This is a genomic window from Pseudoclavibacter sp. RFBG4 (assembly GCF_002931515.1).
Classification (GTDB): Bacteria; Actinomycetota; Actinomycetes; order Actinomycetales; family Microbacteriaceae; genus Pseudoclavibacter.
Window position 1 is genome coordinate 22,654 of record NZ_PSYC01000027.1, and the last position, 23,352, is coordinate 46,005.

General features: G+C 67.9%; 22 protein-coding genes. 8 read left to right on the forward strand and 14 right to left on the reverse strand.

From position 1 onward, the window contains the following. Positions 1-56: 56 nt before the first annotated feature. Entirely contained in the window at positions 57-1,637 is a 1,581-nt protein-coding gene (locus C5E10_RS10215; protein ID WP_374953498.1) for an aminopeptidase P family protein, read from the forward strand. Positions 1,638-1,658: 21 nt separating this feature from the next. On the opposite strand, the gene C5E10_RS10220 is transcribed toward C5E10_RS10215, so the two are convergent. After that, positions 1,659-2,432, reverse strand: a complete 774-nt coding sequence (locus tag C5E10_RS10220) for a general stress protein (RefSeq protein ID WP_146080227.1) — start codon at positions 2,430-2,432, stop codon at positions 1,659-1,661. A gap of 96 nt (positions 2,433-2,528) precedes the next feature. Here C5E10_RS10220 and C5E10_RS10225 point away from each other — a divergent pair, with 96 nt between their 5' ends. Genes C5E10_RS10225 through C5E10_RS10235 form a run of 3 tightly spaced genes read left to right on the forward strand, consistent with a single transcriptional unit; the run spans position 2,529 to position 5,663 of the window. Beyond that, positions 2,529-3,869: a magnesium transporter MgtE N-terminal domain-containing protein gene (locus tag C5E10_RS10225; RefSeq protein WP_104242117.1), complete on the forward strand. Its 1,341-nt coding sequence runs from the start codon at positions 2,529-2,531 to the stop codon at positions 3,867-3,869. Continuing rightward, the gene (locus C5E10_RS10230; RefSeq protein ID WP_104331544.1) at positions 3,856-4,533 is read left to right on the forward strand and encodes a DUF1003 domain-containing protein; all 678 of its coding nucleotides are present in this window, start codon (positions 3,856-3,858) and stop codon (positions 4,531-4,533) included. Before C5E10_RS10225 ends, C5E10_RS10230 begins: the two co-directional genes overlap by 14 nt. Further along, a complete protein-coding gene (locus C5E10_RS10235; RefSeq protein ID WP_374953499.1) occupies positions 4,530-5,663 on the forward strand; it encodes an Mrp/NBP35 family ATP-binding protein in 1,134 nt (377 codons plus the stop codon). Before C5E10_RS10230 ends, C5E10_RS10235 begins: the two co-directional genes overlap by 4 nt. A gap of 65 nt (positions 5,664-5,728) precedes the next feature. On the opposite strand, the gene C5E10_RS10240 is transcribed toward C5E10_RS10235, so the two are convergent. Then, positions 5,729-6,148 carry a Sec-independent protein translocase TatB gene (locus C5E10_RS10240; protein WP_374953500.1) on the reverse strand — a complete coding sequence of 140 codons (420 nt, stop codon included), beginning with the start codon at positions 6,146-6,148 and terminating at the stop codon, positions 5,729-5,731. 134 nt (positions 6,149-6,282) lie between these two features. Here C5E10_RS10240 and C5E10_RS10245 point away from each other — a divergent pair, with 134 nt between their 5' ends. Then, positions 6,283-6,912, forward strand: coding sequence for an O-methyltransferase (locus C5E10_RS10245; RefSeq protein WP_104331546.1), 630 nt, complete (start codon positions 6,283-6,285; stop codon positions 6,910-6,912). Between the two features lie 72 nt (positions 6,913-6,984). Here the strand turns inward: C5E10_RS10245 and C5E10_RS10250 are convergent, their stop codons facing one another. Further along, a complete protein-coding gene (locus C5E10_RS10250) occupies positions 6,985-7,155 on the reverse strand; it encodes a DUF3117 domain-containing protein (RefSeq protein ID WP_082775374.1) in 171 nt (56 codons plus the stop codon). 217 nt (positions 7,156-7,372) lie between these two features. On the opposite strand from C5E10_RS10250, the gene C5E10_RS10255 reads away from it, so the two are divergent. Then, positions 7,373-7,969 carry a superoxide dismutase gene (locus tag C5E10_RS10255; RefSeq protein ID WP_104298556.1) on the forward strand — a complete coding sequence of 199 codons (597 nt, stop codon included), beginning with the start codon at positions 7,373-7,375 and terminating at the stop codon, positions 7,967-7,969. Between the two features lie 84 nt (positions 7,970-8,053). Here the strand turns inward: C5E10_RS10255 and C5E10_RS10260 are convergent, their stop codons facing one another. From C5E10_RS10260 to dapE, 3 genes are all read right to left on the reverse strand, one after another. Further along, entirely contained in the window at positions 8,054-8,779 is a 726-nt protein-coding gene (locus C5E10_RS10260; protein WP_146080228.1) for a hypothetical protein, read from the reverse strand. A gap of 133 nt (positions 8,780-8,912) precedes the next feature. Next, entirely contained in the window at positions 8,913-10,175 is a 1,263-nt protein-coding gene (locus C5E10_RS10265) for a hypothetical protein (protein WP_104331548.1), read from the reverse strand. After that, entirely contained in the window at positions 10,157-11,287 is a 1,131-nt protein-coding gene (gene dapE / locus C5E10_RS10270) for a succinyl-diaminopimelate desuccinylase (RefSeq protein ID WP_104331549.1), read from the reverse strand. The genes C5E10_RS10265 and dapE overlap by 19 nt, the downstream gene beginning before the upstream one ends. A gap of 75 nt (positions 11,288-11,362) precedes the next feature. Here dapE and dapD point away from each other — a divergent pair, with 75 nt between their 5' ends. Then, on the forward strand, positions 11,363-12,346 hold the full coding sequence (gene dapD, locus C5E10_RS10275) for a 2,3,4,5-tetrahydropyridine-2,6-dicarboxylate N-succinyltransferase (protein ID WP_104331550.1): 984 nt from the start codon (positions 11,363-11,365) through the stop codon (positions 12,344-12,346). 192 nt (positions 12,347-12,538) lie between these two features. On the opposite strand, the gene C5E10_RS10280 is transcribed toward dapD, so the two are convergent. The 6 genes from C5E10_RS10280 to C5E10_RS10305 all read right to left on the reverse strand — a co-directional run bounded on the left by C5E10_RS10280 (position 12,539) and on the right by C5E10_RS10305 (position 19,787). Then, positions 12,539-13,873, reverse strand: coding sequence for a citrate synthase (locus C5E10_RS10280; protein WP_104331551.1), 1,335 nt, complete (start codon positions 13,871-13,873; stop codon positions 12,539-12,541). Between the two features lie 130 nt (positions 13,874-14,003). Then, on the reverse strand, positions 14,004-15,134 hold the full coding sequence (gene dapC, locus C5E10_RS10285) for a succinyldiaminopimelate transaminase (RefSeq protein WP_104331552.1): 1,131 nt from the start codon (positions 15,132-15,134) through the stop codon (positions 14,004-14,006). Beyond that, complete coding sequence (gene fdxA, locus C5E10_RS10290) at positions 15,131-15,457, reverse strand: ferredoxin (RefSeq protein WP_104241603.1); 327 nt, start codon at positions 15,455-15,457, stop codon at positions 15,131-15,133. Before fdxA ends, dapC begins: the two co-directional genes overlap by 4 nt. A 14-nt stretch (positions 15,458-15,471) precedes the next feature. After that, complete coding sequence (locus C5E10_RS10295) at positions 15,472-15,924, reverse strand: hypothetical protein (protein ID WP_104331553.1); 453 nt, start codon at positions 15,922-15,924, stop codon at positions 15,472-15,474. Positions 15,925-15,969: 45 nt separating this feature from the next. Next, positions 15,970-17,886 carry a translational GTPase TypA gene (gene typA / locus C5E10_RS10300; RefSeq protein ID WP_181062720.1) on the reverse strand — a complete coding sequence of 639 codons (1,917 nt, stop codon included), beginning with the start codon at positions 17,884-17,886 and terminating at the stop codon, positions 15,970-15,972. A gap of 107 nt (positions 17,887-17,993) precedes the next feature. Continuing rightward, entirely contained in the window at positions 17,994-19,787 is a 1,794-nt protein-coding gene (locus C5E10_RS10305; protein ID WP_104331554.1) for an ABC transporter ATP-binding protein, read from the reverse strand. An 80-nt stretch (positions 19,788-19,867) separates the two neighbouring features. Between C5E10_RS10305 and C5E10_RS10310 the strand changes: the two genes are divergently transcribed. After that, entirely contained in the window at positions 19,868-20,473 is a 606-nt protein-coding gene (locus tag C5E10_RS10310) for a hypothetical protein (protein WP_146080229.1), read from the forward strand. A 44-nt stretch (positions 20,474-20,517) separates the two neighbouring features. Here C5E10_RS10310 and C5E10_RS10315 read toward each other — a convergent pair whose 3' ends face one another. After that, entirely contained in the window at positions 20,518-21,657 is a 1,140-nt protein-coding gene (locus C5E10_RS10315; RefSeq protein WP_104331556.1) for an ABC transporter permease, read from the reverse strand. 14 nt (positions 21,658-21,671) lie between these two features. Continuing rightward, positions 21,672-23,246: an ABC transporter permease gene (locus tag C5E10_RS10320; protein WP_104331557.1), complete on the reverse strand. Its 1,575-nt coding sequence runs from the start codon at positions 23,244-23,246 to the stop codon at positions 21,672-21,674. Positions 23,247-23,352 lie beyond the last annotated feature (106 nt).

Genomic DNA, 23,352 nt, shown 5'->3' on the forward strand with positions numbered 1-23,352 from the left:
CGCGCGGTTCGGTCCTGCTGACCGCGCCACCCAGTTTTCCGCGCGAGAATGTGGGGGTGACTACTTCCGACCGCGCCAGCACCCTGTCCGCCCAAGCCGCCCCCGCCGTCGCTCCAGCGACCGATGCGGCTGCCGAGACCGCAGGAGGCGTCAAGGCCGGCGAAGCGCCAGTGAGCGAGAACGAGAACCGCAGCACGACTCCGAAGAGCGACGCCTTCCGGGCGCAGATCATGCGCGGCTGGGCGGATCGCGAAGAGCCCCTCCCCGAGGCTCGGGTCTCCGTCCCGACCGCTGCCGGCCACCGCGAGGCGATCTCGGCCAGGCACCGCGGGGCGCGACTCGTCGTGCCTGCCGGAAGCCTCAAGCAGCGCTCCAACGACACCGACTACCGGTTCCGCGCCCACTCGGCCTTCTCGCAGCTGACCGGATGGGGTTCCGACGCCGAGCCCGGGGCCGTCCTGGTCCTCGATCCCATCGACGACGGCCACGAGGCCACGGTGTACTTCCGGGAGCGTGCAGGTCGGGACAGCGATGAGTTCTACGCGAACTCCGAGATCGGCGAGTTCTGGATCGGGCCGCGCCCGTCGCTCGCGCAGACCGCAGCCGACCTCGACGTCGCCGCCCGCGATCTGAGCGAGTTCTCCGAGCTCGGTCTCGTGACGGATGCCCGCACCCTGGTGCTTCGAGAGGCGGACCCGGAGCTGGCGGGGCGCGTCGACGAGGCTCGGCGCACCATGTCCCTGCCGGACGCCGAGTTCGACGCCCTGCTCGCAGAGGACGCGCTCCTCGCCCAGGACCTCAGCGAGCTGCGGCTCGTCAAGGACTCCTACGAGGTCGCTCAGATGCGCGAGGCCGTCGCCGCGACCGCTGCCGGCTTCGACGACATCGTCGGCTCCCTGGCGAGGGCGGCTCAGCACCCGCGGGGCGAGCGCATCGTCGAAGGCGTCTTCCAGGCGAGAGCCCGGCTCGAGGGCAACGACGTGGGCTACGACACGATCGCCGCCTCTGGCAGCCACGCGTGCATCCTGCACTGGACGAAGAACTCGGGAGCCGTGAACGCGGGCGAGCTGATCCTGGTGGATGCAGGTGTCGAGGTCGACTCGCTCTTCACCGCGGACATCACCCGCACGATCCCCGTCACGGGCCGCTTCTCCGAAGAGCAGCGCCTGGTGTACGAGATCGTGCTCGAAGCCGCTGACGCGGCACTGGCGATCGTCCGCCCCGGCATCACCTTCCGCACCATCCACGACACGGCGATGGAGGTCATCGCGGCGCGGACGCAGGAGCTCGGGATGCCGCTGGGCGTCGAGGGCATCGACCCCGCCGAGCAGCTCTACCGCCGCTACATGGTGCACGGCACGAGCCACCACCTCGGCATCGACGTGCACGACTGCGCGAAGGCGCGGCGCGAGCTCTACCTGGACGGCGTGCTCGAGGCAGGCATGGTCTTCACGATCGAGCCGGGACTCTACCTGCAGCCCGACGACCTGACCGTGCCAGAGCAGCTGCGGGGCATCGGCGTGCGCATCGAGGACGACATCCTCGTGACCGCCGACGGAGCGGAGAACCTCTCGCGCGACATCCCGCGCACCGTCGACGAGGTCGAGGCCTGGTTCGCGAGTCGCAACTCCGACTAGCCCAGGTCTGGACCGCCCGGGTCAGGACTGCGCGCTCGGCCCGGAGCGGTCTTCCGCGGCCTGCTTGGCGCGCCGCTCGCGCTCGAGGCGACGCATCTCCGCCTGCGCCTCCGAGTACGTGCGACGGGGTGCCGCCGGCTCCTGCGCCTCGGAAGCCGGTGCGTCCTGCCCGGCCGGTGCCCGCTCGGCACCCGAAGAGTGCGGAGCGGCGGGGGCCTGCTGCGGTGCCCCAGGGGCGAGCGGCGCCGGATGCGCGGCGGAGGTGTGCTCAGCTGCTGCCTGCTGGGCTGGCGTGACGCCGACTGCCCCCTGCGGCGTTCCGACGAGGCCACGCGCCTTCGCCGCGTGCTCACGGGGGACGACGACGTCGAAGTGGGTCGCGACGACCTGCATGACCGACGTGAACTGCCTGCGCTGCGGGTTGAGCGCGTAGCCGATGACGCTCCAGATCACGGAGAAGCCGATCGCGACCGGGAGGATCGCGATGAGGGTCTCGAAGCCGACCCCCGGCGTGATGATGAGCACGAGGAGCCCGACGAAGAGGCCGAGCATCACGCCCGTGCCGACGGCGCCGAGCGCGGCCTTGCCGAACGACATGCGGCCCGTGACGCGCTCGACGGTGCGAAGATGGCTGCCCAGGATGGAGACGGTCGAGACCGGGAAGTCCTGCTTCGCGAGACCGTCCACGACGGCGCGAGCGGCCTCGTAGCTGTCGAGGCTGGCGATCACGTCTCCCTCGGGAACCTTGGGGAACCGGCTGCGGGCGCCACGTGTCGTCGTGCCTGGGGTTGTCATGCCGCCATTCTCTCAGCACGTGCCTTGGAATGGCGGCGGACCGGTCACATGTTCGCTGTTGGCTGGCGAGCCGCCCGCGGCGACTACCATTGGCCCGTGAGCGTCTCCAAGGTCTTTACAGCGCGTCTTTCCGCGTGCCCCGTCTTCGACGAAGACGGCGACCGGATCGGCAAGGTCCGCGATGTCATCGTCGAGTACCGAGCGGCACATTCTCCGCGCGTCAACGGGCTCGTCGTCGAGACGAAGAGCAAGCGCCTGATCTTCATCCCAATCCGCCAGGTGGAGTCGATCGGGTCCGGTCAGATCGTCGTGAGCGGCGAGATCGACTCTCGGCCCTTCGTACAGCACGGGCAGGAGGTGCGTGTCCTCGCGGACCTCGCCGACCGCGCCGTCACGTTCAACGACGGCACGGCATCCGGGACCATCGAGGACGTGCAGATCGAGGAGGACGCGCAGGGGAACTGGAGCGTCGGCCAGCTCTTCGTGCGCCTGCCCCGCAAGAGCAAGCAGCTGTTCGGGACGGGGCCGACCCGTTTCGCGCCTTGGGGAGAGGTCACTCCCGAGCTCACGATCGGCGAGCAGCAGGCCGCGACGCAGTTCCTGACCGCGCACTCGGATATGAAGCCGAGCGACTTCGCCACCGCGCTCCTCGACCTGCCGGATGCCCGCCTCAAGGAGGTCGTCAGCATGCTGCCGGACGAGCGGCTGGCGGACGTGCTCGAGGAGATGCGCGAGTCCGACCAGGTCACGATCATCGAGTGGCTCGACGAGGAGCACGCGGCCGACGTGCTGGACCGCATGCAGCCAGACGACGCCGCCGACCTCGTGGCGAAGCTCGACGCGGTCAAGAGCGAGGCGCTCCTGCAGCGCATGGACCCGGAGGAGGCCGAAGAGGTTCGCATGCTCCTCGAGTTCGCCCCGGACACCGCCGGCGGACTGATGACCACCGACCCGGTGATCCTGCCCGGCGACGCGACGGTCGCCGAGGCGCTGGTGCTCATCCGCCGCAAGGACCTCCCCGCGGCTCTCGCGACGAGCGTCTTCGTGACCCTCTCCCCCTACGAGCCGCCCACGGGCCGCTACCTGGGCCTCGTCCACTTCCAGCGTCTCCTCAGATATCCGCCGCACGAACGACTCGACACGATCCTGGACCGCGAGATGGAGCCTGCGCCCACGACGATGCGCGACGCCGAGGTGGCGCGTGTCCTCGCGAGCTACGACCTCGTCGCGCTTCCCGTCATCGACGACGCGCACCGCCTCGTCGGCGTCGTGACGATCGACGACGTCCTCGACCACCTCCTGCCGGAGGACTGGCGTCAGGTCGACGCCGAGGGCGAGGTCGTCCCAAGTCGCGTCTCGCAGCGCGTCGGCACCAAGCGTGTCGTCACCGCCCCCGCCAACTCTCCAGCCGCCCGGAGGACTCATGGCACGTCGTGAAGACGATCTCGAGCGCCCCAAGGTGAAGGGCCTCCATCTCCGACGCCCACGGCCGAAGCCGCGGCGTGACTCCCGCGACCCGCGCGATTCGCGCGGGGATGACTCGGAGAACCGCGACCACGACCGGAGCGACGCATTCGGCCGGGGAATGGAGGCGTTCGCGCGCGCCATGGGCACGCCGGCCTTCCTCGTCGGCCTCTCGCTCTTCGTCGTGTTCTGGGTGGTGTGGAACTCGATGGCCCCCATCGAGCTGCGCTTCGACTCCGCTGATCTCGGCTTCATCGCCTTGACCCTCATGCTGTCGCTGCAGGCCTCGTACGCTGCCCCCATGCTGCTGCTCGCGCAGAACCGGCAGGACGACCGCGACCGGGTGCAGATCGCCCAGGACCGGCAGCGAGCGGAGCGCAACTCGGCCGATCTCGAGTACCTGGCGCGCGAGATCGTGGCCCTCAGGGTGCTCACGAAGGACCTCGCTTCGAAGGACTTCATCCGCGCCGAGCTCCGTGCCCTGCTGGAGGACATCGAGGACCTCGACGACCCAGACGAAGATGGCTCGGAGACCATCTCGCGCGAGCAGCAGCGGGTGAGCGACTCGGCGAGGCGCCGCGCCGAGGCGATCCGAGACAGGAAGCGCGCAGCCAAGTCGGCAGAAGAGTCGGTGTGAGCGACGTGACGAACGCCGACCGCATCTGGAGCGCGCTCGCTGGCGTCATCGACCCCGAGCTTCGCCGACCGCTGACGGAGCTCGGGATGATCGAGCGCGTCGACGAGCGCCCGGACGGGTCCTTCGAGGTCGAGCTGCGGCTCACGATCGTCGGGTGCCCGGCGGCGCGTCAGATCGAGCGGGAGGTGCGCGCCGCGATCGAGTCGGTCATCGACGTCGCCCGGTACGAGCTCGAGATCGGCGTCATGACGCGCGAGCAGCGGACGGCCCTGACGGAGCGGCTGCGAGGCTCCCGCGCCGGCCGCGTGCATCCCTTCGGCCGCGATTCCCTGACCCGCGTCATCGCCGTCACAAGCGGCAAGGGCGGCGTCGGCAAGTCCACGGTCACCGCGAACCTCGCCGCTGCCTTCGCTCGTCGCGGCCTCAGCGTCGGCCTCATCGACGCCGACGTCCACGGCTACTCCATCCCAGGCCTCTTCGGGCTGGGGCACGACGTGGCGCCGACGCGCATCGGGGACATGATCGTGCCCCCTGAGTCGCACGGCGTGAAGCTCATCTCGATCGGCATGTTCCTGGGCGACGATGCACAGGTCGTCGCGTGGCGCGGCCCGATGCTGCATCGCACGATCGAGCAGTTCCTCACGGACGTCTACTTCGGTGACCTCGACGTGCTGCTGCTCGATCTGCCGCCTGGCACCGGCGACATCGCGATCTCGCTCGGCCAGCTGCTCCCGAACGCCGAGGTCGTCGTCGTCACGACTCCGCAGGCCGCCGCCGCCGACGTCGCCTGGCGCTCCGGAGCGCTGGCCAGGAAGACCGGGCAACGGGTCGTCGGTGTCATCGAGACGATGTCGCCGTTCGCCTCGCCGGACGGTGGCCAGGTCGCACTCTTCGGCGAGGGCGGAGGGCGGGCCGTCGCGGAGCGCCTCAGCGCGGAGGGCGACGCAGTTGCCCTGCTCGCCGAGGTGCCGGTCAGCCAGACGCTCCGCGAGTCCGGCGACGCCGGCACTCCCCTCCTACGGGCGGAGCCGACGGAACCTGCAGGCCAGGAGCTCCAGCGCGCGGCGGACGCCCTGCTCGCTCAGCCGCGCGGCCTCAGCGGTCGCAGGCTTCCGGTCTCGCTCGTCTAGGCTGCCGAGCTCGCACGCCTCTGGGGCGGGTGGTCGGCGCGCCGACGACTCGGATCAGACGCGGATCAGGTGGCTTCGGCGTCGAACGGCACAGGACCGACGACCGACGCGGACGGCTGTGCGCTCGAGGCCCAGCTCGGTCGTGAGGCGCTCCCGGGCGCGGCGGCAGCCGCTGCTGCTCCGGCTGCGAGGGTCGCGGCGCTCGCAGCGGCAGACGCAGAAGCGGCGTTCACGGGGGCCGGCTGCGGCGCTGCGGGCTCGTCCTCGGCGAGGAGCGCATCGCGGATGATGCGGCGAGGGTCGTACTGTCGAGGATCGAGCTTGCGCCAGTCGACATCGGCGAAATCGTCGCCCATCTCCTCTTTCATGCGCGTCTTCGCGTTCGTGGACGCTCCACGAAGCCACTTGACCGCATCAGCGAGACGCTCGGCAGCTTTCGGGAGCTTGTCGGGACCGATGATGAAGGCCGCGATAATGCCGATCAACAGCAACTTCTCAAACGTCAGCCCAAACACCGTCCCATCATAGGGTCTGGGATGCGACGACGCCTCACCCGGGAGGCCAGAACCCGGATGCGGGAATCGGACTCCGGGACCTCGCCCGCCGCTAGTCTTGAGGAATGTCTGAACTGGAGCTCAGCTCGCGCTACATCAACGAGCGAATCGTGGACGATGCCCTCGTCCGGGATGCTCGTCAGCTGACGCTTGAACTGGGACTGCCGCTCCCCTCGGCCGCAACCGCGGCTCACCTGACGTTCCTCGCGGCCGCGACGGGGGCATCCACGATCATCGAGATCGGGACCGGCGCGGGAGTGCTCACGCACGCGGTCTGGCGTGGGGCGCCGAGCTCCACGATCACCTGCATCGACGCTGAGCCCGAGTACCTCGGGCATGCGCGGCGTCTGCTGATCTCCTCCGGTGCGCGCGGTGCGAGCCTCCGCTTCATCACGGGTCACCCGCAGGACGTGCTGCCTCGGATGACCGAGGGCGGCTACGACCTCGTCGTCATCGGAGGAGACATCGCGCACATCGGCGCGCATCTGCAGCATGGACTGCGCCTCATCCGCCCTGGCGGTACGATCGTCGCCCTCGGCGCGCTCAACGGCGGCAAGGTCGCCTCACCCGCCAGACGCGACGCGCTGACCAGCGGCCTGCGCGCCCTCTACTCCGAGTTCGATCTCCAAGAAGACCTGCGCCTGGCTCTGCTGCCGCTCGACGGTGGCATCCTCCAGCTCACGAAGCTGCGCTGAGCGCAGCGACAAGGAACGCAGAAGAAGGGCGCCGACCGTGGTGGTCGACGCCCTTCCCTTCGTGCGAATCGGCTATTCGCCGACGACTGCGCTCAGCGCGTCGCGAAGCTCGCGGGCCTCGTCGTCGTTGACGGACACCACGAGGCGCCCGCCACCCTCTAGGGGTACACGAACGATGATCAGCCGTGTTTCGCGGATGGCTTCCATAGGTCCGTCACCAGTACGCGGTTTCATCGCGGCCATAATTGCGCCTCCAAGATTTGTGCAGTGTCTCCCTAGTATCCCAAATTCGTGGACCGAGTGTGCATTCGGCCCTCCGGAATGCGGAAACTCGTGCATCGAATTCGGTCCGACTTGCGAGGAAACGGCGAAGGGAACGGCCAGAACCGAGGTGTAACGTCAAAATTCGTTGGCGTCGATGGCGCCTTCTGCCCTGGCCAGATGATCGAAAGGACCTCACGTGGCTGAATACACGCTTCCCGACCTCCCCTACGACTACGCGGCACTCGAGCCCCACATCTCGGCACGCATCATGGAGCTGCATCACGACAAGCACCACGCGACCTACGTGAAGGGCGCCAACACGGCACTCGAGCAGATCGCCGAGGCACGCGACAGCGGCAACCTCGCGAACATCAACAAGCTCGAGAAGGACCTCGCCTTCAACCTTGGCGGACACGTCAACCACAGCGTCTTCTGGACCAACCTCTCGCCGGAAGGCGGGGAGCCCGCTGGTGGCATCAAGGATGCGATCGACGAGCAGTTCGGCGGTCTCGAGAAGTTCCAGGCGCAGTTCACCGCCGTGGCGCTCGGCGTGCAGGGCTCCGGCTGGGCCGTGCTCGGCTACGACCAGACGGGTGGCAACCTCACCACGTTCCAGCTCTTCGACCAGCAGGGCAACATCCCCTTCGGCGTCACTCCCCTGCTGCAGCTCGACGTGTGGGAGCACGCCTACTACCTCGACTACCAGAACGTACGGGCCGACTACATCAAGGCCTTCTGGAACATCGTCAACTGGGAGAACGTGGGCCAGCGCCTCGACGCGGCGCGCGGCTGACGCGACCCCAGCACTCACCGCAGATGGCGATCGCCGCATCCAGTGATGGATGCGGCGATCGCCATCTTGCTCCGTGCTGAAGGGTCAGCTCTTCGCGATGGTGAGCACCTGCTCGAGCGCGGCGACACACTGCCCGTCCGTCTCGCGCACGATGGTGACGACGGTCTGCCCCTCGACGTAATGGCAGATGTCCGCGGGCACGGTCTCGCCGTGGGTCTTGTTCTCGAGGAGGTAGACGGTGCCGTCGCCGAGCCCCTGCGTCGCGTAGGGGTTCGTGCCGACCGAGATCCCCTCGGTGAAGCTCTCGAACTCGTCGAACATCGTCGCGGTGTCGACCGCCTCGCTGCCCGGGAGCGTCGCGATGTGCAGGAACGTCGAGCGCCACTTGCCATCTGGCCCACCGCCACCGGTTCCTTCGACGTCTCCAGCCCTCGACGGAACCCAGTTGCAGAGCTCGGGGGCAGCAGCTGAGAGCTGTGCGAGATCGGGGTGCTGCTCGAGTGAGAAAGCCTGCTCGAAAGGCACCAGCCGCGGAGCGTTCAGCTCACCCAGCATGGCGTCGGTGAAGAGCCCACACTCCTCAGCTGCGCCGATCGAGGAGATGCTCCAGGCCGCCGCTGGCTGCTCCGTCTCCTCGGGCATCGCCGCTGCGGTTGCGCTCGCAGTAGCCTCGGGCGCCGTCGAGGCAACCGCGGTGGCTGACGACGTGACCGCCGGAGCGGCACCCCCTTCTGTGCCCTGGCAGCCCGAGAGCGCCAGTATCCCAACCGTCGCCAGCACGGTGATCCGCCCCACCCCGAGTAGTTCCATCCTGATCTCCCCACATCCTGTCAAAGCAGACGCACCGGTACCGGTGTATGCACTCAATGTAGGGCCTGACCTGGGTTTTGTGAGGCCGAGGCTGTAACGCTCCGGACACGGAACGGTGACGGTTCGGACCGGGCTAAGCCGGGGTCCAGTCACCCTCCACGGTGTACCAGCAGAAGTAGAGCCACAGGAGCTGCCCGACGAGCATGAGCACGACGACGCTCACCCGGTAGAGCGGAGACTTGGGGATCGCGACGGCGCCGAGGATCGGGAACATCGGCATAAGCAGCCGGAACGTGCTCGACTGCGGGAAGAACACGGCGAAGAGGTACGTGAAGTAGCTGAAGAGCCAGATGCGGATCTCGATGCCCAGCCTGCGCATGATCGGCAGCGCGATGGCGCCGACCACGACGATGACGAAGAGCACCACGATGATCGCCCCGATGGGCTGGCCGAACCAGAACGTCGAGCCGTGGAACCACCCCGTGAACGGCTCCAGCTCGATGGGCCCCGTGTAGTGGATGCGCCAGGCGAGCTCCGTGTCGATGTACGCGGATGGGACTCCGGTCACGGCCCAGGCGATCAGCAGCCAGCCGAAGCCCGCGACCGCGGAGAGCAGCCCGGCGGCCATGACCTTGATGACCTCAGGGCGTGGGAACGCCTCGCGTCCCTTCGCGTGCATCCACCAGCGTGCGAGGAAGTAGAGCCCGAGCGTCATGGCCCACGCGAGCCCCGTCGGGCGAGTGAACGAGGCGAGCACGATGACGGGAAGCATGACCAGCCACTGTCGCTTGATGAGCAGGTACAGCAGGAGCGCGACGAAGAAGCTCTGCGCGCTCTCCGCATAGCCGAGCTGGAGCAGCGGGCTCGTCGGTGCGATGCAGAAGAGTAGCGTCGCGAACGCCGTCGCGCTCTTGTCGACGACAAGCGCGAGGGTGCGGTTGAAGACCCAGGCCGCAGCGAATCCGAAGGCCGTCGCGACGAGCACAGAAGCCACTTCCCACGGCAGCGTCGTCGCCACCATGAGGCCACGGACCAGGACCGGGTAGAGCGGCATGAAGGCCCACGCGTTCTCGGTGACCTGCCCCTCGTCGTTCCGGGGCAGCTCGCTCGAGTAGCCGAAAGGCCCACCGGTCGCGATGCGCTCGAACCAGGCCGAGTCCCACAGGTTCGAGAAGGTCCACAGGTCGGGCTTCGCCGGCGACTGCCAGGTCTCCTGCTGCTGGGACGCGAACGCCAGCAGGAACACGGTCGTCACGACCCGCGTTCCGAAGAAGATGATGGCGACCTGCGCCAGCGCCGGGAGGCGACTCCAGTAGTACGAGAAGTACGTCGGTCTGGTGTCCGCGGCGATCGTGAACTCCTCGCGGCCCGTTCTTGCTAGCGTGAGGTCAGCCACGTCCGCAGCCCCTCCTCGACACGCGTGATCTCGGAGAGCAGCACCCGTTCGTCGTCGGCGTGCGCCTTGAGCGGGTCGCCAGGGCCGTAGTTCACTGCCGGGATGCCGAGCGCCGAGAACCTGGCCACGTCCGTCCACCCGTACTTGGGTTTCGCCTCTGCGCCGACCGCCTCGAGGAATCCGCGCGCCAGAGGGGCGTCGAGGCCCGGCCTCGCAGCGGGAGAGCGGTCGACGAAGTCGAGCTCGAAGTCGCCGAACCATGCCCGCAGCTTCGCCTCGGCTTCATCGAGCGTCTTGTCGGGGGCGAAGCGGTAGTTGACGTGCACGACGCACTCGTCCGGGATCACGTTGCCGGCGACCCCGCCCGAGATGCGGACGGCGTTGAGCCCTTCCCGGTATTCGAGGCCCTCGACGGGCACCGTCGCCGGCTCGAACTCCGCGAGCCGCTCGAGGATCGGCGCCGCCTTGTGGATGGCGTTCTCCCCCACCCACGCGCGTGCCGAGTGGGCGCGCTTCCCCCTGGTCCGGATGTCGACGCGGATGGTGCCGTTGCAGCCACCCTCGACCTCGCCCTTCGTGGGTTCGCCCAGGATTGCGAAGTCGGCGGCCAGGAGCTCCGGCCGAGCATCTGCGAGCAGCCCCAGCCCGTTCAGCTCGGACGCGACCTCCTCGTTGTCGTACCAGATCCAGGTCACGTCGACGGCGGGCTCCACGAGCTCGGCTGCGAGCCTCAGCTGCACGGCCACACCGGCCTTCATATCGACCGTGCCGCGCCCCCAGAGGTACTCCCCCGCCGGCGTATCGGGCACATCTGCCGCGGCTTGCTCGGGCGAGAGGACCTCGAGGCGCGTCGGGAGGTTCTCGTTGATCGGCACGGTGTCGATGTGCCCCGCGATCGCGACCCGCTGGGCGCGCCCGAGCGAGGTGCGCGCGACGATGGTGTTGCCGAGCCGCTGCACCTCGAGATGCGCGAACGGCGCCAGCGCGGCCTCGATGGCGTCGGCGATCGTCGCCTCGTCGCCGGAGACGGACGGAATGTCACACAGCAGGCGCGTGAGCTCGGTGGAGGGTCGCGTCAGGTCGAGGGCATCGCCACTCGCGAAGGAAGACATGGGTTCAAGCCTAAGTGCTCGGCAAGAGCACAGCGCGGTGCCCGCGCGGGCCCTTCCCTGGGTAGCCTGGAGCGCATGACCAACGATGCACCCACCTCCCACGACCAGCGGACAGCTTGGGGCGACGGCCTCGCCACGATCACGAACGACGGGCAGGTGCTCGATGCCTGGTTCCCGACCCCCGCACTGGGCCCGCTGCCCGAGGGCCGCGACCCGCACATCTCTCCCGCGAGCTTCGCGGCGCTCTCCTACGACGACGAGCGTCGCCAGGTGCAGGTCAGCCCGGTCACCGTGACGGTGCGGCTCGATGAGCCCGTCGAGAGCGTCGTCGACGCCTACCTGCGCCTGCACCTCCTGAGCCACCTCATCGTCGAGCCGAACAGCATCAACCTCGATGGCATCTTCGGCCACCTGCCGACCAACGCCTGGACCAACGTCGGCCCCATGCGACCCGACCTGGCCGCCTCGTCGCGCGCGATCCTCCAGCGCGAGGGCATCCAGGTCTACGCGATCGACAAGTTCCCGCGCCTCCTCGACTACGTGATGCCGGCGGATGTGCGCATCGCCGACGGCGGACGGGTCCGCCTCGGCGCGCACCTCGCACCAGGCACGGTTGTCATGCACGAGGGCTTCGTGAACTTCAACGCCGGCACTCTCGGCCGCTCGATGGTGGAGGGGCGCGTCTCGCAGGGCGTGATCCTCGGAGCCGGCAGCGACATCGGCGGCGGAGCATCCATCATGGGAACGCTCTCCGGCGGCGGCAAGGAGCGCATCCGCATCGGCGAGCGCGCCCTGCTCGGCGCGAACTCCGGCATCGGCATCTCGCTCGGCGACGACTCGATCGTCGAGGCAGGCCTCTACGTGACCGCCGGGACCAAGGTCTCGCTCATCGGCCAGAGCGACCCTGATGGCCAGATCGGCGAGCCGCAGTCGGTCAAGGCGTCGGCGCTCTCCGGCGTGCCGAACCTGCTGTTCCGACGGAACTCGCTCAACGGCGCGGTCGAGGCCCTCGCACGGACCGGGGCTGGCATCCAGCTCAACGACGCCCTGCACGCCTGACTCGGAGCACCTCCGGACTGGACCCGTGGTCAGCAGCCCGGAGACAGAACAACACTCCCCGCTGGCCACCTGTCGTGCGGCTCGAGCGGGGAGTGTCTTGTTCGATCAGCGTAGAACGCGTGCCGTCGCAGCGGAACCCCTCACAGGGGATTCCAGGCTGCGTCGGCACGCGTCACCTGCGCGGGTCAGACGTCAGAGCAGCTGGAAGCCGCGGTTCTCCGGGTAGTGGCGCTCGGCCTCACCCGTGTAGAGCTGCTGCGGGCGCCCGATCTTGGTCTTGGCATCCGCGTTCGCCTCACGCCAGTGCGCGAGCCAGCCGGGGAGGCGTCCGATGGCGAAGAGCACCGTGAACATGCGCGTCGGGAAGCCCATCGCCTTGTAGATGAGGCCAGTGTAGAAGTCGACGTTCGGGTACAGGCTTCGCTCTTTGAAGTAGTCGTCGTTCAAGGCGACCTGCTCGAGCTGCGTCGCGAGCTCGAGAAGCGGGTCGTTGACGCCGAGCGCGGCGAGCACCTCGTCAGCGGACTCCTTGACGAGCTTCGCGCGGGGGTCGTAGCTCTTGTACACCCGGTGGCCGAAGCCCATGAGGCGCACGCCGTCTTCCTTGTTCTTGACCCGCTCGACGAAGCGGTCGACGCCCTCGCCGGATTCCTGGATCTGCGCGAGCATCTTGAGGACGGCCTCGTTGGCGCCACCGTGCAGCGGGCCGTTGAGCGCGCTGATGCCGGCGGAGATCGAGGAGTACATGTTCGCCTCGGTCGAGCCCACGAGACGCACCGTCGAGGTCGACGCGTTCTGCTCGTGGTCGGCGTGCAGGATGAGGAGGCGCTCGAGTGCCTTCGACAGCACGGGGTTGACCTCGTAGGGCTCCGCGAGGTTGCCGAAGTTGAGCTTGAGGAAGTTGTCGACGAAGTCGAGCGAGTTGTCCGGGTACAGGAACGCCTGGCCGATGCTCTTCTTGTGCGCGTAGGCGGCGATGACCGGGATCTTCGCGAGGAGGCGGATGGTCGACTGCTCGATCATCTCGGGGTTGTGGACGTCGAGGGAATCCTCGTAGTACGTCGAGAGCGCGTTGACGGCGCTCGACAGCACGGACATCGGGTGCGCGTGCGGCGGCAGTGCCGTGAAGAAGCGCTTGAGGTCCTCGTGCAGGAGCGTGTGGTGGCGGATGCGGTCGGTGAAGTTCTCGTACTCCGACTCGGTCGGCAGCTGGCCGTAGAGCAGCAGGTACGCGACCTCGAGGAAGCTCGACTTGGAGGCCAGCTCCTCGATCGGATAGCCGCGGTAGCGGAGGATGCCGTTGGCACCATCGATGTACGTGATCGCCGACTTGGTCGACGAGGTGTTGACGAAGCCCTGGTCGAGCGTGGTGTACCCGGTCTGCTTCATGAACGTCGAGATGTCGACCGCGTCAGCGCCTTCGGTGGCACGCAGGACCGGGAACTCAGCTGTCCTGTCGCCGATCCTGAAGGTGGCTGAGTCCGCCTCATTCCGGTGGGCCTCAGCCTGCTTGTGCTGTTCAGTCACAGATCCTCCTCGAGCGGGTGGGGGATGCTCCCCGGCGAGCACGCAGAACGCGCAGTGTTCTCATAGCCTAATCGGTCGACCAGGTGACTATGCGAATCCACAATGAAACTCGCGATGTGCTGTTCGATACCTACTGAGCTTGCGCGGAATGGCCAGGACTGGCCGCGATGAGCCGCCGCGCGGCCTCGTCGATGTGCGCATCCGTGGCCGTGAGGGAGACTCGGACGTGCCGCCCGCCTGCCTCCCCGTAGAAGACCCCGGGACCCGCGATGATGCCGAGCTGTGCGAGCTCCTCGATCGTTGCCCAGGAGTCGTCGCCCTTGGTGCCCCACAGGTAGAGGCCCGCCTCGCTGTGCTCGATGCGCAGACCCCACGCCTGGAGCGCGGGAAGGAGCACCTCTCGGCGACGGAGGTAGCGGTGGTACTGCTCGACGGCATGCTCGTCGTCGCCGAGCGCAGCCACGACGGCCGCCTGCACCGGGGCAGGGACGATGAGACCCGCGTGCTTGCGTGCAGTGAGCAGGCGCGAGATGAGCTGCGGGTCACCCGCGACGTAGGCCGCCCGGTAGCCCGCCAGATTCGACCGCTTCGAGAGCGACGAGCACGCGAGGATGTTGCTCAGGTCGCCACCCGTGACCCGCTCGTCGAGGATGCTCGGGATGCGCTCGCCCGACCAGTCCCCCCAGCCGAGTTCCGCGTAGCACTCGTCGTTGATGATGACGGCGCCCAGCTCGCGAGCACGGGAGACCGCGGCCGCGAGCTCCTCGACGCCGAGCACTCGGCCGTCGGGGTTGCCTGGGCTGTTGAGCCAGATGAGCCTCGTCGATTCCGGCCAGGCTGCGGGGTCGTCGCCCGCGAAGCCCTGGGCTCCGGCGAAGACCGCGCCGATCTCGTACGTTGGGTAGGCCCGGGCAGGGTAGACGACCGTGTCGCCCTCGCCGAGTCGCAGGAAGAAGGCCGTCGTCGCGACGAACTCCTTCGAGCCGACCGTGAGCATCGCGTTCGAGCGCTGCAGGCCACTCACGCCGCGGCACCGCGCGAACCAGGCGACGACGGCGTCCCTGGCTTCCGGTGTGCCGATCGTGGTCGGGTAGGAGTGCGCGTCGGCGTGCTCCCGCAGCGCCGCGCGAACGACCTCCGGCGTCGGGTCGACGGGAGAGCCGATCGAGAGGTCGAGGGCACCATCCGGGTGCGCGTTCGCCTGGTCGATGTAGGGCGTCAGCTGGTCCCAGGGGTAGTCGGGGAGCTCGCCGAGCGTCACGCGCCCTCTCCCTGCGGTTCGAGCGCCGCGATGACCGGGTGGTCGTGGTGGATGACACCGACCTTCGCCGCTCCCCCTGGCGAGCCGATCTCGGAGAAGAAGTCGACGTTCGCGGTGTAGTACTCGCTCCACTCCTCCGGCAGGTCGTCCTCGTAGTAGATGGCCTCGACAGGGCAGACGGGTTCGCAGGCACCGCAGTCGACGCACTCGTCGGGGTGGATGTAGAGCATCCGATCGCCCTCGTAGATGCAGTCGACGGGGCACTCATCGATGCAGGCCCGGTCCTTCACGTCGACACAGGGAAGGGCGATGACGTAGGTCACTGAGGTGACTCCTCCTAGCTCGGTTGCGATCTCTCATCGTACTCGCCGACGCCGGTCGCCGTTCGCGATCGGCGGCTCGGCAGGGCGGGCCAGAACGCGCAGCCCGCCGCGACGAGGGACGCAAGGGCGAGCCAGGCGAGGCCGACCACGTCGCCGACCACGACGACGCTCGAACCGGGATTCCAGACGCCGAGGCCGACAACCGCGACGATGACCCCGACAGCGAACCCGGTGCTCATCCACCGGTCGACGAGGTACAGGCGCAGGCCGATGCCGAGGCACAGGATGCAGGCGAGGCCGAGCACGATGCCCACCCAGAGCGTCGTCTCGAAGAGCTCGACGCGGCCACGGTGGAGGAACGTCGTCACGGTGCCGACGATGAGGCCGAAAAGCGCGTAGAGCAGCGCCCCGAGGATGCGTTCCCCGGTTCGCTGCTCTGCGGCAGGCTGTTCGATGACTTCCGTCATACGACCTTACTGTTCACGTGTTGCCGTGCGAGGGCGCACGCGCAACTACTGCTTCTTGGCGCGCGACGTGGCACGCGCACGCGCGTTGCCGTCGAGGAGCAGCTTGCGGATGCGGATCTTCTCGGGCGTGACCTCGACGCACTCGTCCTCGCGGGCGAACTCGAGGCACTCCTCGAGCGTGAGCTGACGAGAAGGCGTCATCGACTCGAACGTGTCCGCGTTGGCGGAACGCATGTTCGTGAGCTTCTTCTCCTTGGTCACGTTGACGTCCATGTCGTCGGCGCGCGAGTTCTCGCCGATGACCATGCCCTCGTAGACCTCTTCGGTCGGCTGCACGAAGAACGACATGCGCTCCTGAAGTGCGATCATCGCGAACGGCGTCGCGACTCCGGCGCGGTCGGCGACGATCGAGCCCGACGTGCGGGTCGTGATCGGGCCGGCCCACGGCTCGTAGCCGTGCGAGATGGCGTTCGCGATGCCGGTTCCACGCGTGCTCGTCATGAACTCGCTGCGGAAGCCGATGAGGCCTCGCGACGGGATGACGAATTCCATGCGAACCCAGCCCGTGCCGTGGTTCGACATCGACTCCATGCGGCCCTTGCGCGCGGCGAGCAGCTGCGTGATGGCACCGAGGTGCTCCTCCGGCGAGTCGATCGTGAGGTGCTCGAACGGCTCGTGCGTCTTGCCGTCGACGATCTTCGTGACCACCTGCGGCTTGCCGGCCGTGAGCTCGAAGCCCTCGCGGCGCATGTTCTCGATGAGGACCGAGAGCGCGAGCTCGCCACGGCCCTGGACTTCCCAGGCGTCCGGGCGTCCGATGTCGAGGACGCGGATCGAGACGTTGCCGATGAGCTCGCGGTCGAGGCGGTCCTTGACCATGCGCGAGGTGAGCTTGTGGCCCTTGACCTTGCCCATGATGGGCGAGGTGTTCGTGCCGATCGTCATCGAGATGGCGGGCTCGTCGACCGTGATGCCGGGAAGAGGACGGATGTCCTCCGGGTCGGCGATCGTCTCGCCGATCATGATCTCGGGGATGCCGGCGACGGCGACGATGTCACCGGGGCCAGCGGAGTCGGTGGGGACGCGGTCGAGCGCCTTCGTCTCGAGGAGCTCCGTGATGCGCACGTTGTGCACCGAGCCGTCGTTCTTCACCCAGGCCACGTTCTGGCCCTTCTTGAGCGTGCCGTTGAAGACGCGCAGCAGAGCGAGACGGCCGAGGAACGGGGAGCTGTCCAGGTTCGTCACGTGCGCCTGCAGCGGCGCCTCCGGGTCGAAGGCCGGCGGCTGGATGTGCTTGAGGATCGTCTCGAAGAGCGGCTCGAGGTCGTCGTTGTCCGGCAGCTCGCCGTCGGCGGGCTGGTTGTGCGAAGCGGCACCAGCGCGGCCCGAGGCGTAGAGGACGGGCAGGTCGAGGAGCGCGTCGATGTCGAGATCGGGCGCCTCGTCGGCCATGTCGGAGGCGAGACCGAGGAGCAGGTCCTGGCTCTCGGCGACGACCTCGTCGATGCGCGCGTCCGGACGGTCGGTCTTGTTGACGCACAGGATGACCGGGAGGTTCGCGGCGAGCGCCTTGCGGAGCACGAAGCGAGTCTGCGGGAGGGGTCCCTCGGAGGCGTCGACGAGGAGGACGACACCGTCGACCATGGACAGGCCGCGCTCGACCTCGCCACCGAAGTCGGCGTGGCCAGGGGTGTCGATCACGTTGATCGTGATCGGGCCATCCGTGGCGTGCTTCCCCTTGTAGGAGATCGCCGTGTTCTTGGCGAGGATGGTGATGCCCTTTTCACGCTCGAGGTCGTTCGAGTCCATGACTCGGGCTTCGGTCGAGTTGCTGTCGTGCTCGCCAAACGAGCCCGTCTGCTTCAGCATGGCGTCGACGAGGGTCGTCTTGCCGTGGTCGACGTGCGCCACGATGGCGACGTTACGGAGTTCAGAACGGTGGGCGACAGGCACAGCAGTCATTCAGGGGTGCTTTCATTTGAGAAAAGGGCAGTTCATCCTACGTCACGGAGGACACGCCTCCCGACCAGCGTGAGATGGCACCCACGCTGGTCGAAGTTTCTACCGAGTCACTGGCCGGATTCCCGCTCCTCCGCCTCGGCGCGCAGGATGTCCTCCTGCTGCGCCGAAGGAGCATCGGAGGCCACGATGTCGTCACCGAGGACCTCGGCCGTGACCGCACCCTCGGTTGCGCGCTTGAGCGCGGCCCGCTCGGCTCGGCGGATCGCCTGCTCGTCGGGGTCCGGCACCGGCACGGCGGCGACGAGGCGCTGCGTGTACGGGTCCTGCGGAGCACGGAGGATCTGGTCGGTCGGCCCCTGCTCCACGATCTTGCCGTGGTTCATGACGATGACCCGGTTCGCCAGCTGGTCGACGACGGCCAGGTCGTGCGTCACGAACAGCACGGCGAACTGCAGCCGCTGCTGGATCTCGACGAGCAGCTCGAGCACGCGCTTCTGCACCGACACGTCCAGGGCGGAGGTGGGCTCATCGGCCACGAGGAGCTTCGGCTCGAGCGCCAGGGCGCGGGCGATGCCGATGCGCTGACGCTGTCCACCGGACAGCTCGTTCGGGTAGCGGTTGCGGAACGAGCGGGGAAGCTCGACCTGGTCGAGCAGCTCGCCGACTCTGGCCTCGATCTCCGCCTTCGTCAGCTTCTTCTCGAGGATGAGCGGCTCCGCGATCGACTGCCCGACGGGCCACCTCGGGTTGAGCGACGAGCCCGGGTCCTGGAAGACGATGCCGATATCGCGGCGCACCTTCGCGAGGTCGTGCCTCGAGACCCCGTTCAGCTCGACGCCGTTGAGCTTCATCGAGCCGGCGGCGACCGGCAGCAGTCCGACGACCGCGCGAGCGACCGTCGTCTTCCCCGATCCCGACTCTCCGACGACGCTCACGATCTCGCCTGGGTAGATCTCGAAGGTCGCGTCCTCGACGGCCTTGAAGGCGGGGACGCGGCCCTGCTTCGGGTACTCGATGTCGGCGTTCTGCACGACGAGCGCCGGCTCACCCGTGAACTCGCGCGCATCCAGCCCGCTCGCCTCTCCGGTGCCCAGGTGCGGAACCGCGTCGAGCAGCGTCTTGGTGTAGGCGTGCTGCGGGTTCTTGAAGATCTCTCGCACGGTGCCGCGCTCGACGATCTCGCCGCCCTTCATCACGATGACGTTGTCGGCGATGTCGGCGACGACGCCCATGTCGTGCGTGATGATGACGATCGCCGAGTTGAGGCGTTCGTGCAGCGACCGCATGAGCTCGAGGATCTCGGCCTGGATCGTCACGTCGAGGGCCGTCGTCGGCTCGTCGGCGATGAGGAGGTCCGGGTCGCAGCTGAGCGACTGCGCGATCATGGCGCGCTGGCGCTGTCCGCCGGAGAGCTGGTGCGGGTAGGAGTCGAACGCCTTCGCCGGGTTGGGCATCTCGACGAGACGGAGGAGCTCGAGCGCGCGCTCCCTGGCGGCGTTCGGCGTCATCGTGGGGTTGTGGATGCGCAGCGCCTCGGAGATCTGGAACCCGATCGTCAGCACCGGGTTGAGCGCCGTCATGGGCTCCTGGAAGATCACCGCGATGTCGTTGCCTCGAGCGCGGCGCAGCGTCGACTGCGGCGCCCCGATGAGCTCGGTGCCGTTGAGCTTCGCGCTGCCGGAGGTGCGCCCGTTCTTCGGGAGGAGGTCGAGGAGCGTCATGGACGACACGGACTTGCCGGAACCCGACTCGCCGACGATGGCGAGCACCTCGCCCGGCCGGACCACGTAGTTGATGTCCTTCGCGGCGGTGACCCAGTCGCCGCCGACCCAGAACTCGACGCTCAGATCCTGGACCTCGAGGATCGGCGTCGTGTCGTCTTTGCGTGAAGTCGTGCTCATGAGCGTGCCTCCCGGTGGGCTGCGGTTGCAGTGCGTGCTGTCTGGGGTGTGGGCCGTGCGGCCTCTGCGAGAATGGGCGGGTGTCCGAGCGAACCGTTCTCCGCCCCCGTATGGGTCTTGTCGTCTACGGCGTCATCGCCGCGATGGCACTCGTCGCCGTCATCTCCGTGATGATCACTCCGGGAGCCGAGCGGCACCTGCTCTCGGTGCTGCCGCTGCCCATCCTGGCCCTCGGCCTCGGATGGATCACCCTGGTGAGCCCGAGCGTCGTCTTCACGGACGAGGCGCTCGAGGTGAACAACCCGCTCAAGAAGACGGTCGTGCCCTACGGGCAGATCGAGCTCGTCGAGACGACGCGCGGCTTCACCGTCACGACGCCGGAGGGCAAGGTCAGCGCGTGGGCCGCTCCCCCGCCCGACCGACTCAGCGCTGAGCGCATGGACCCGCGCGATCCGCTCCTCTGGAAGGACCCGCGCCGGCTCACGGACGAGTCCCAGAGCATCCGCACGAGCGCGGCTCCCGGAACCTACTCCGGCGACGCCGCCGTGAACCTCACGCATCGCAGGGCTCAGCAGCAGCGAGACGCCGGAACGCCGATCGGTCCCGTCGTGCGCACCCAGAACGTGGTGAACACGGTGGTGCTCATCACGACGGTGCTCGTGGTCGGCGCGCTCATCGCCATCTAGTCCGTCGAGGACCAGGCGAGGGGCTCGCTCTGCGACGAGGCGCGTCACGCATCCGCCTTGCTTGCGTCACCCGTGCTCGTGTCGCCCTTGGTGGGGCGTCCGTCGCGCGACGAGAGCGTGCGCCACATGCGCGACCAGGTGCCGTTGCCCGGGATCTTGCGCTGGCGCGGGTCGAACGCGTCGCGTAGGCCGTCGCCGATGAAGTTGATGCACAGCGCGATCGCGACGATGAAGGCACCCGGGAACCAGAACAGCCACGGGCGAGTGGCGAACGCGCCCTGGTACTCCTGCACGATCTGGCCGAGGGAGACGTCTGGCGGCTGGATGCCGAAGCCCAGGAACGACAGGTTGGCCTCGAGGATGATGGCCGCGCTCATGAGCAGGGTCGTGGAGACGATGACCACGCCCAGGGCGTTCGGCAGGATGTGGCGGAAGATGATGCGTCGACCCGACGCACCGGCGACGCGAGCGGCGTCGACGAACTCCCGCTCGCGGAGCGTGAGGAACTCTCCTCGCACGAGGCGGGCAAGCGACATCCAGCCGACGAGACCGAGCACGACGGCAAGCGAGACGGCGCCGTAGGCCCGGAGGACCTCGTTCTGGCCGGCGAGCTGGCCGAGGACGGCCGCGAAGACGAGCGTCGGGATGACGAGGAAGAGGTCGGTGACGCGCATGAGCACGTTGTCGACCCATCCGCGGTAGTACCCCGCGATGCCTCCGACGATGATGCCGATGACCGCGGCGAGGATGCCGTAGATGAACATGACCGTGAGCGACTGCTGCGTTCCGCGCATGACGCGGGCGAAGATGTCGCGGCCGATCTCGTCCTGGCCGAACGGGTGCGAGCCCCAGTCGAACAGGCTCACGAAGGTCGGGTTGCCGCCGTTCTCGATGGGGGCGATGGAGTTCCAGTCGTAGGCCCACCAGCCGGGGACCTGGATCTGCGTGAACTTGCCCTCGGAGAAGTCCCACCACGGCACGACGATGCCGACGGAGGTGAAGACGAGCAGCACGATGACCAGGAGGACGGCGGTCGAGACCATCGCACCCGTGTGGCGCACGAACCGGCGCCAGACGATCTGGCCCTGGCTCAGGCCGATGGTCTCGCGCTGCTCGATGGTCAGCTCGTCCCCGGGGCCGTGCGGCTGGGGTGAGGTGATCTCAGTGAAGTTCGGAGTCGTCATAGCTCAGCCCTCTCTCAGCTCAGGCGGATTCGCGGGTCGAGGACGGAGTACAGGATGTCGGCGATCAGGTTGAAGATCACCGTGAGGGCGGCGGTCACGAGGACGTAGCCCATGAGCGGGTTGAGGTCGACGTTGCGCAGCGACTCGGAGAAGATCGAGCCCATCGCCCTCCAGCCGAAGATCTGCTCGGTCACGATCGCGCCGGAGATGATGGCTCCGACGTCGGCTGCGACGATCGTGGTGATCGGGATGAGCGAGTTGCGCAGTGCGTGGCGCATGACCACCGTGCGCTCCGGCAGGCCCTTCGCGCGAGCGGTCCGCACGTAGTCCTGGTTCATGATCTCGAGCAGGCTCGAGCGGGAGTACCGGCTGTAGCTCGCGATGGAGATGACCATGATCGCGATGGTCGGCAGCAGCAGGTGCGTGAAGCCGTCGAGCATCTGCAGCCAGATGGACGGGTCGGAGCCGAGCTGCGGGCTGGATGCGCCGACCGTCGCGATCGGTCGTCCGCCGGTCTGGTCGTAGTAGCCGGACCAGGTCTGCATGACGCGGTCGATGACGAGCAGCAGCGAGACGACGAAGCCGACGATCGCCGCGTTGCCTGCGACGTTGCGCTTGTCGAGGCCGCCGAAGAACTTGCCGACGAAGTAGGCGATGGCGGTGAAGGCGACGATGAGGACGATCGGGAACCAGGCGCCGATCTCGTTGGTCATCGCGAACTGCAGCGGGTACCAGAGCGCTCCCCCGACGACCGCGACAGCACCGGTGACGATGAGGTTGCGACGGTGAGAGAGGCCGACGGTCAGCGCCGCGGTGATGAGCACCGTCGCAAGCCCGAGGAAGATGATCAGCACCGTGCCGAGGCCCGGGTTGCGGAACCAGTCGAGCAGCTCCATCCCGAACAGGATCGCGATGCTGCCGGCAGTGCCGGCGCCGAACACGATGGCTCGCGTCTTTGCGGGCCCCCCGATGATCGACATGAAGATGAAGCCGATGACCACGCCGATGAGCAGGAGCATCGGTATCGGTATCTGCGGGGCCTGCAGGAAGTCGTTGAAGCCGATGGCCATGTACTGCTTGAGCAGCACGGCGACGAAGAAGATCGGCAGCGAGTACGTGAGGAACGACAGGAACGTCACCGTGTAGTCGTAGCCCGAGTACTGGCGCAGAGCGGTCGTCACGCCGACGGCGACGCCGATCACGACGGCGATGAGCGTCGCGGCGGTGACGAGCTGCAGGGTCTGGCCGACCGCCGAGGCGATGAGCGGCCCAACGTCCTGGCCGACGATGTTGACGCCCATGGAGAAGTTGTTGCCGAGGAAGCCGAACAGCCCGTTCGGGTCGTCGAAGGTCGGGATGAAGAACCCGAGGATGCCGCCGAGCCAGAGGAAGAAGCGGGCCGGGGCGGGCACATCCAGTTGCAGGAGCTCCACGCGCGCGGCGATGAGCTGCTCCTTGTTGGGAGCCGTGGACTCCAAGATGTCCGCGAGCGGGTCCTTCGAGATCGCGACGAGGTTGTACACGATGAAGAGCGCGCCAAGCAGGATGAAGATCGACACGAAGAGGCGTCGGAGGGTGAATCTCAGCACAGAGGTGTCCTGTTCTGGAGGAGGCATTCGGCCGGGGTGTGGCCGCGAACAGACGAGGCGGGAGTCCCGCAGTCGAGAAGACTACGGTACTCCCGCCGTCGCTTGG

Coding starts and splice junctions, on each gene's coding strand:
- C5E10_RS10220 (WP_146080227.1), bottom strand. CDS start 2,432: ATGACAACCCCAGGCACGACGACACGTGGCGCCCGCAGCCGGTTCCCC.
- C5E10_RS10230 (WP_104331544.1), top strand. CDS start 3,856: ATGGCACGTCGTGAAGACGATCTCGAGCGCCCCAAGGTGAAGGGCCTC.
- C5E10_RS10245 (WP_104331546.1), top strand. CDS start 6,283: ATGTCTGAACTGGAGCTCAGCTCGCGCTACATCAACGAGCGAATCGTG.
- C5E10_RS10250 (WP_082775374.1), bottom strand. CDS start 7,155: ATGGCCGCGATGAAACCGCGTACTGGTGACGGACCTATGGAAGCCATC.
- C5E10_RS10260 (WP_146080228.1), bottom strand. CDS start 8,779: ATGGAACTACTCGGGGTGGGGCGGATCACCGTGCTGGCGACGGTTGGG.
- dapE (WP_104331549.1), bottom strand. CDS start 11,287: ATGTCTTCCTTCGCGAGTGGCGATGCCCTCGACCTGACGCGACCCTCC.
- dapD (WP_104331550.1), top strand. CDS start 11,363: ATGACCAACGATGCACCCACCTCCCACGACCAGCGGACAGCTTGGGGC.
- C5E10_RS10295 (WP_104331553.1), bottom strand. CDS start 15,924: ATGACGGAAGTCATCGAACAGCCTGCCGCAGAGCAGCGAACCGGGGAA.
- typA (WP_181062720.1), bottom strand. CDS start 17,886: ATGACTGCTGTGCCTGTCGCCCACCGTTCTGAACTCCGTAACGTCGCC.
- C5E10_RS10305 (WP_104331554.1), bottom strand. CDS start 19,787: ATGAGCACGACTTCACGCAAAGACGACACGACGCCGATCCTCGAGGTC.
- C5E10_RS10315 (WP_104331556.1), bottom strand. CDS start 21,657: ATGACGACTCCGAACTTCACTGAGATCACCTCACCCCAGCCGCACGGC.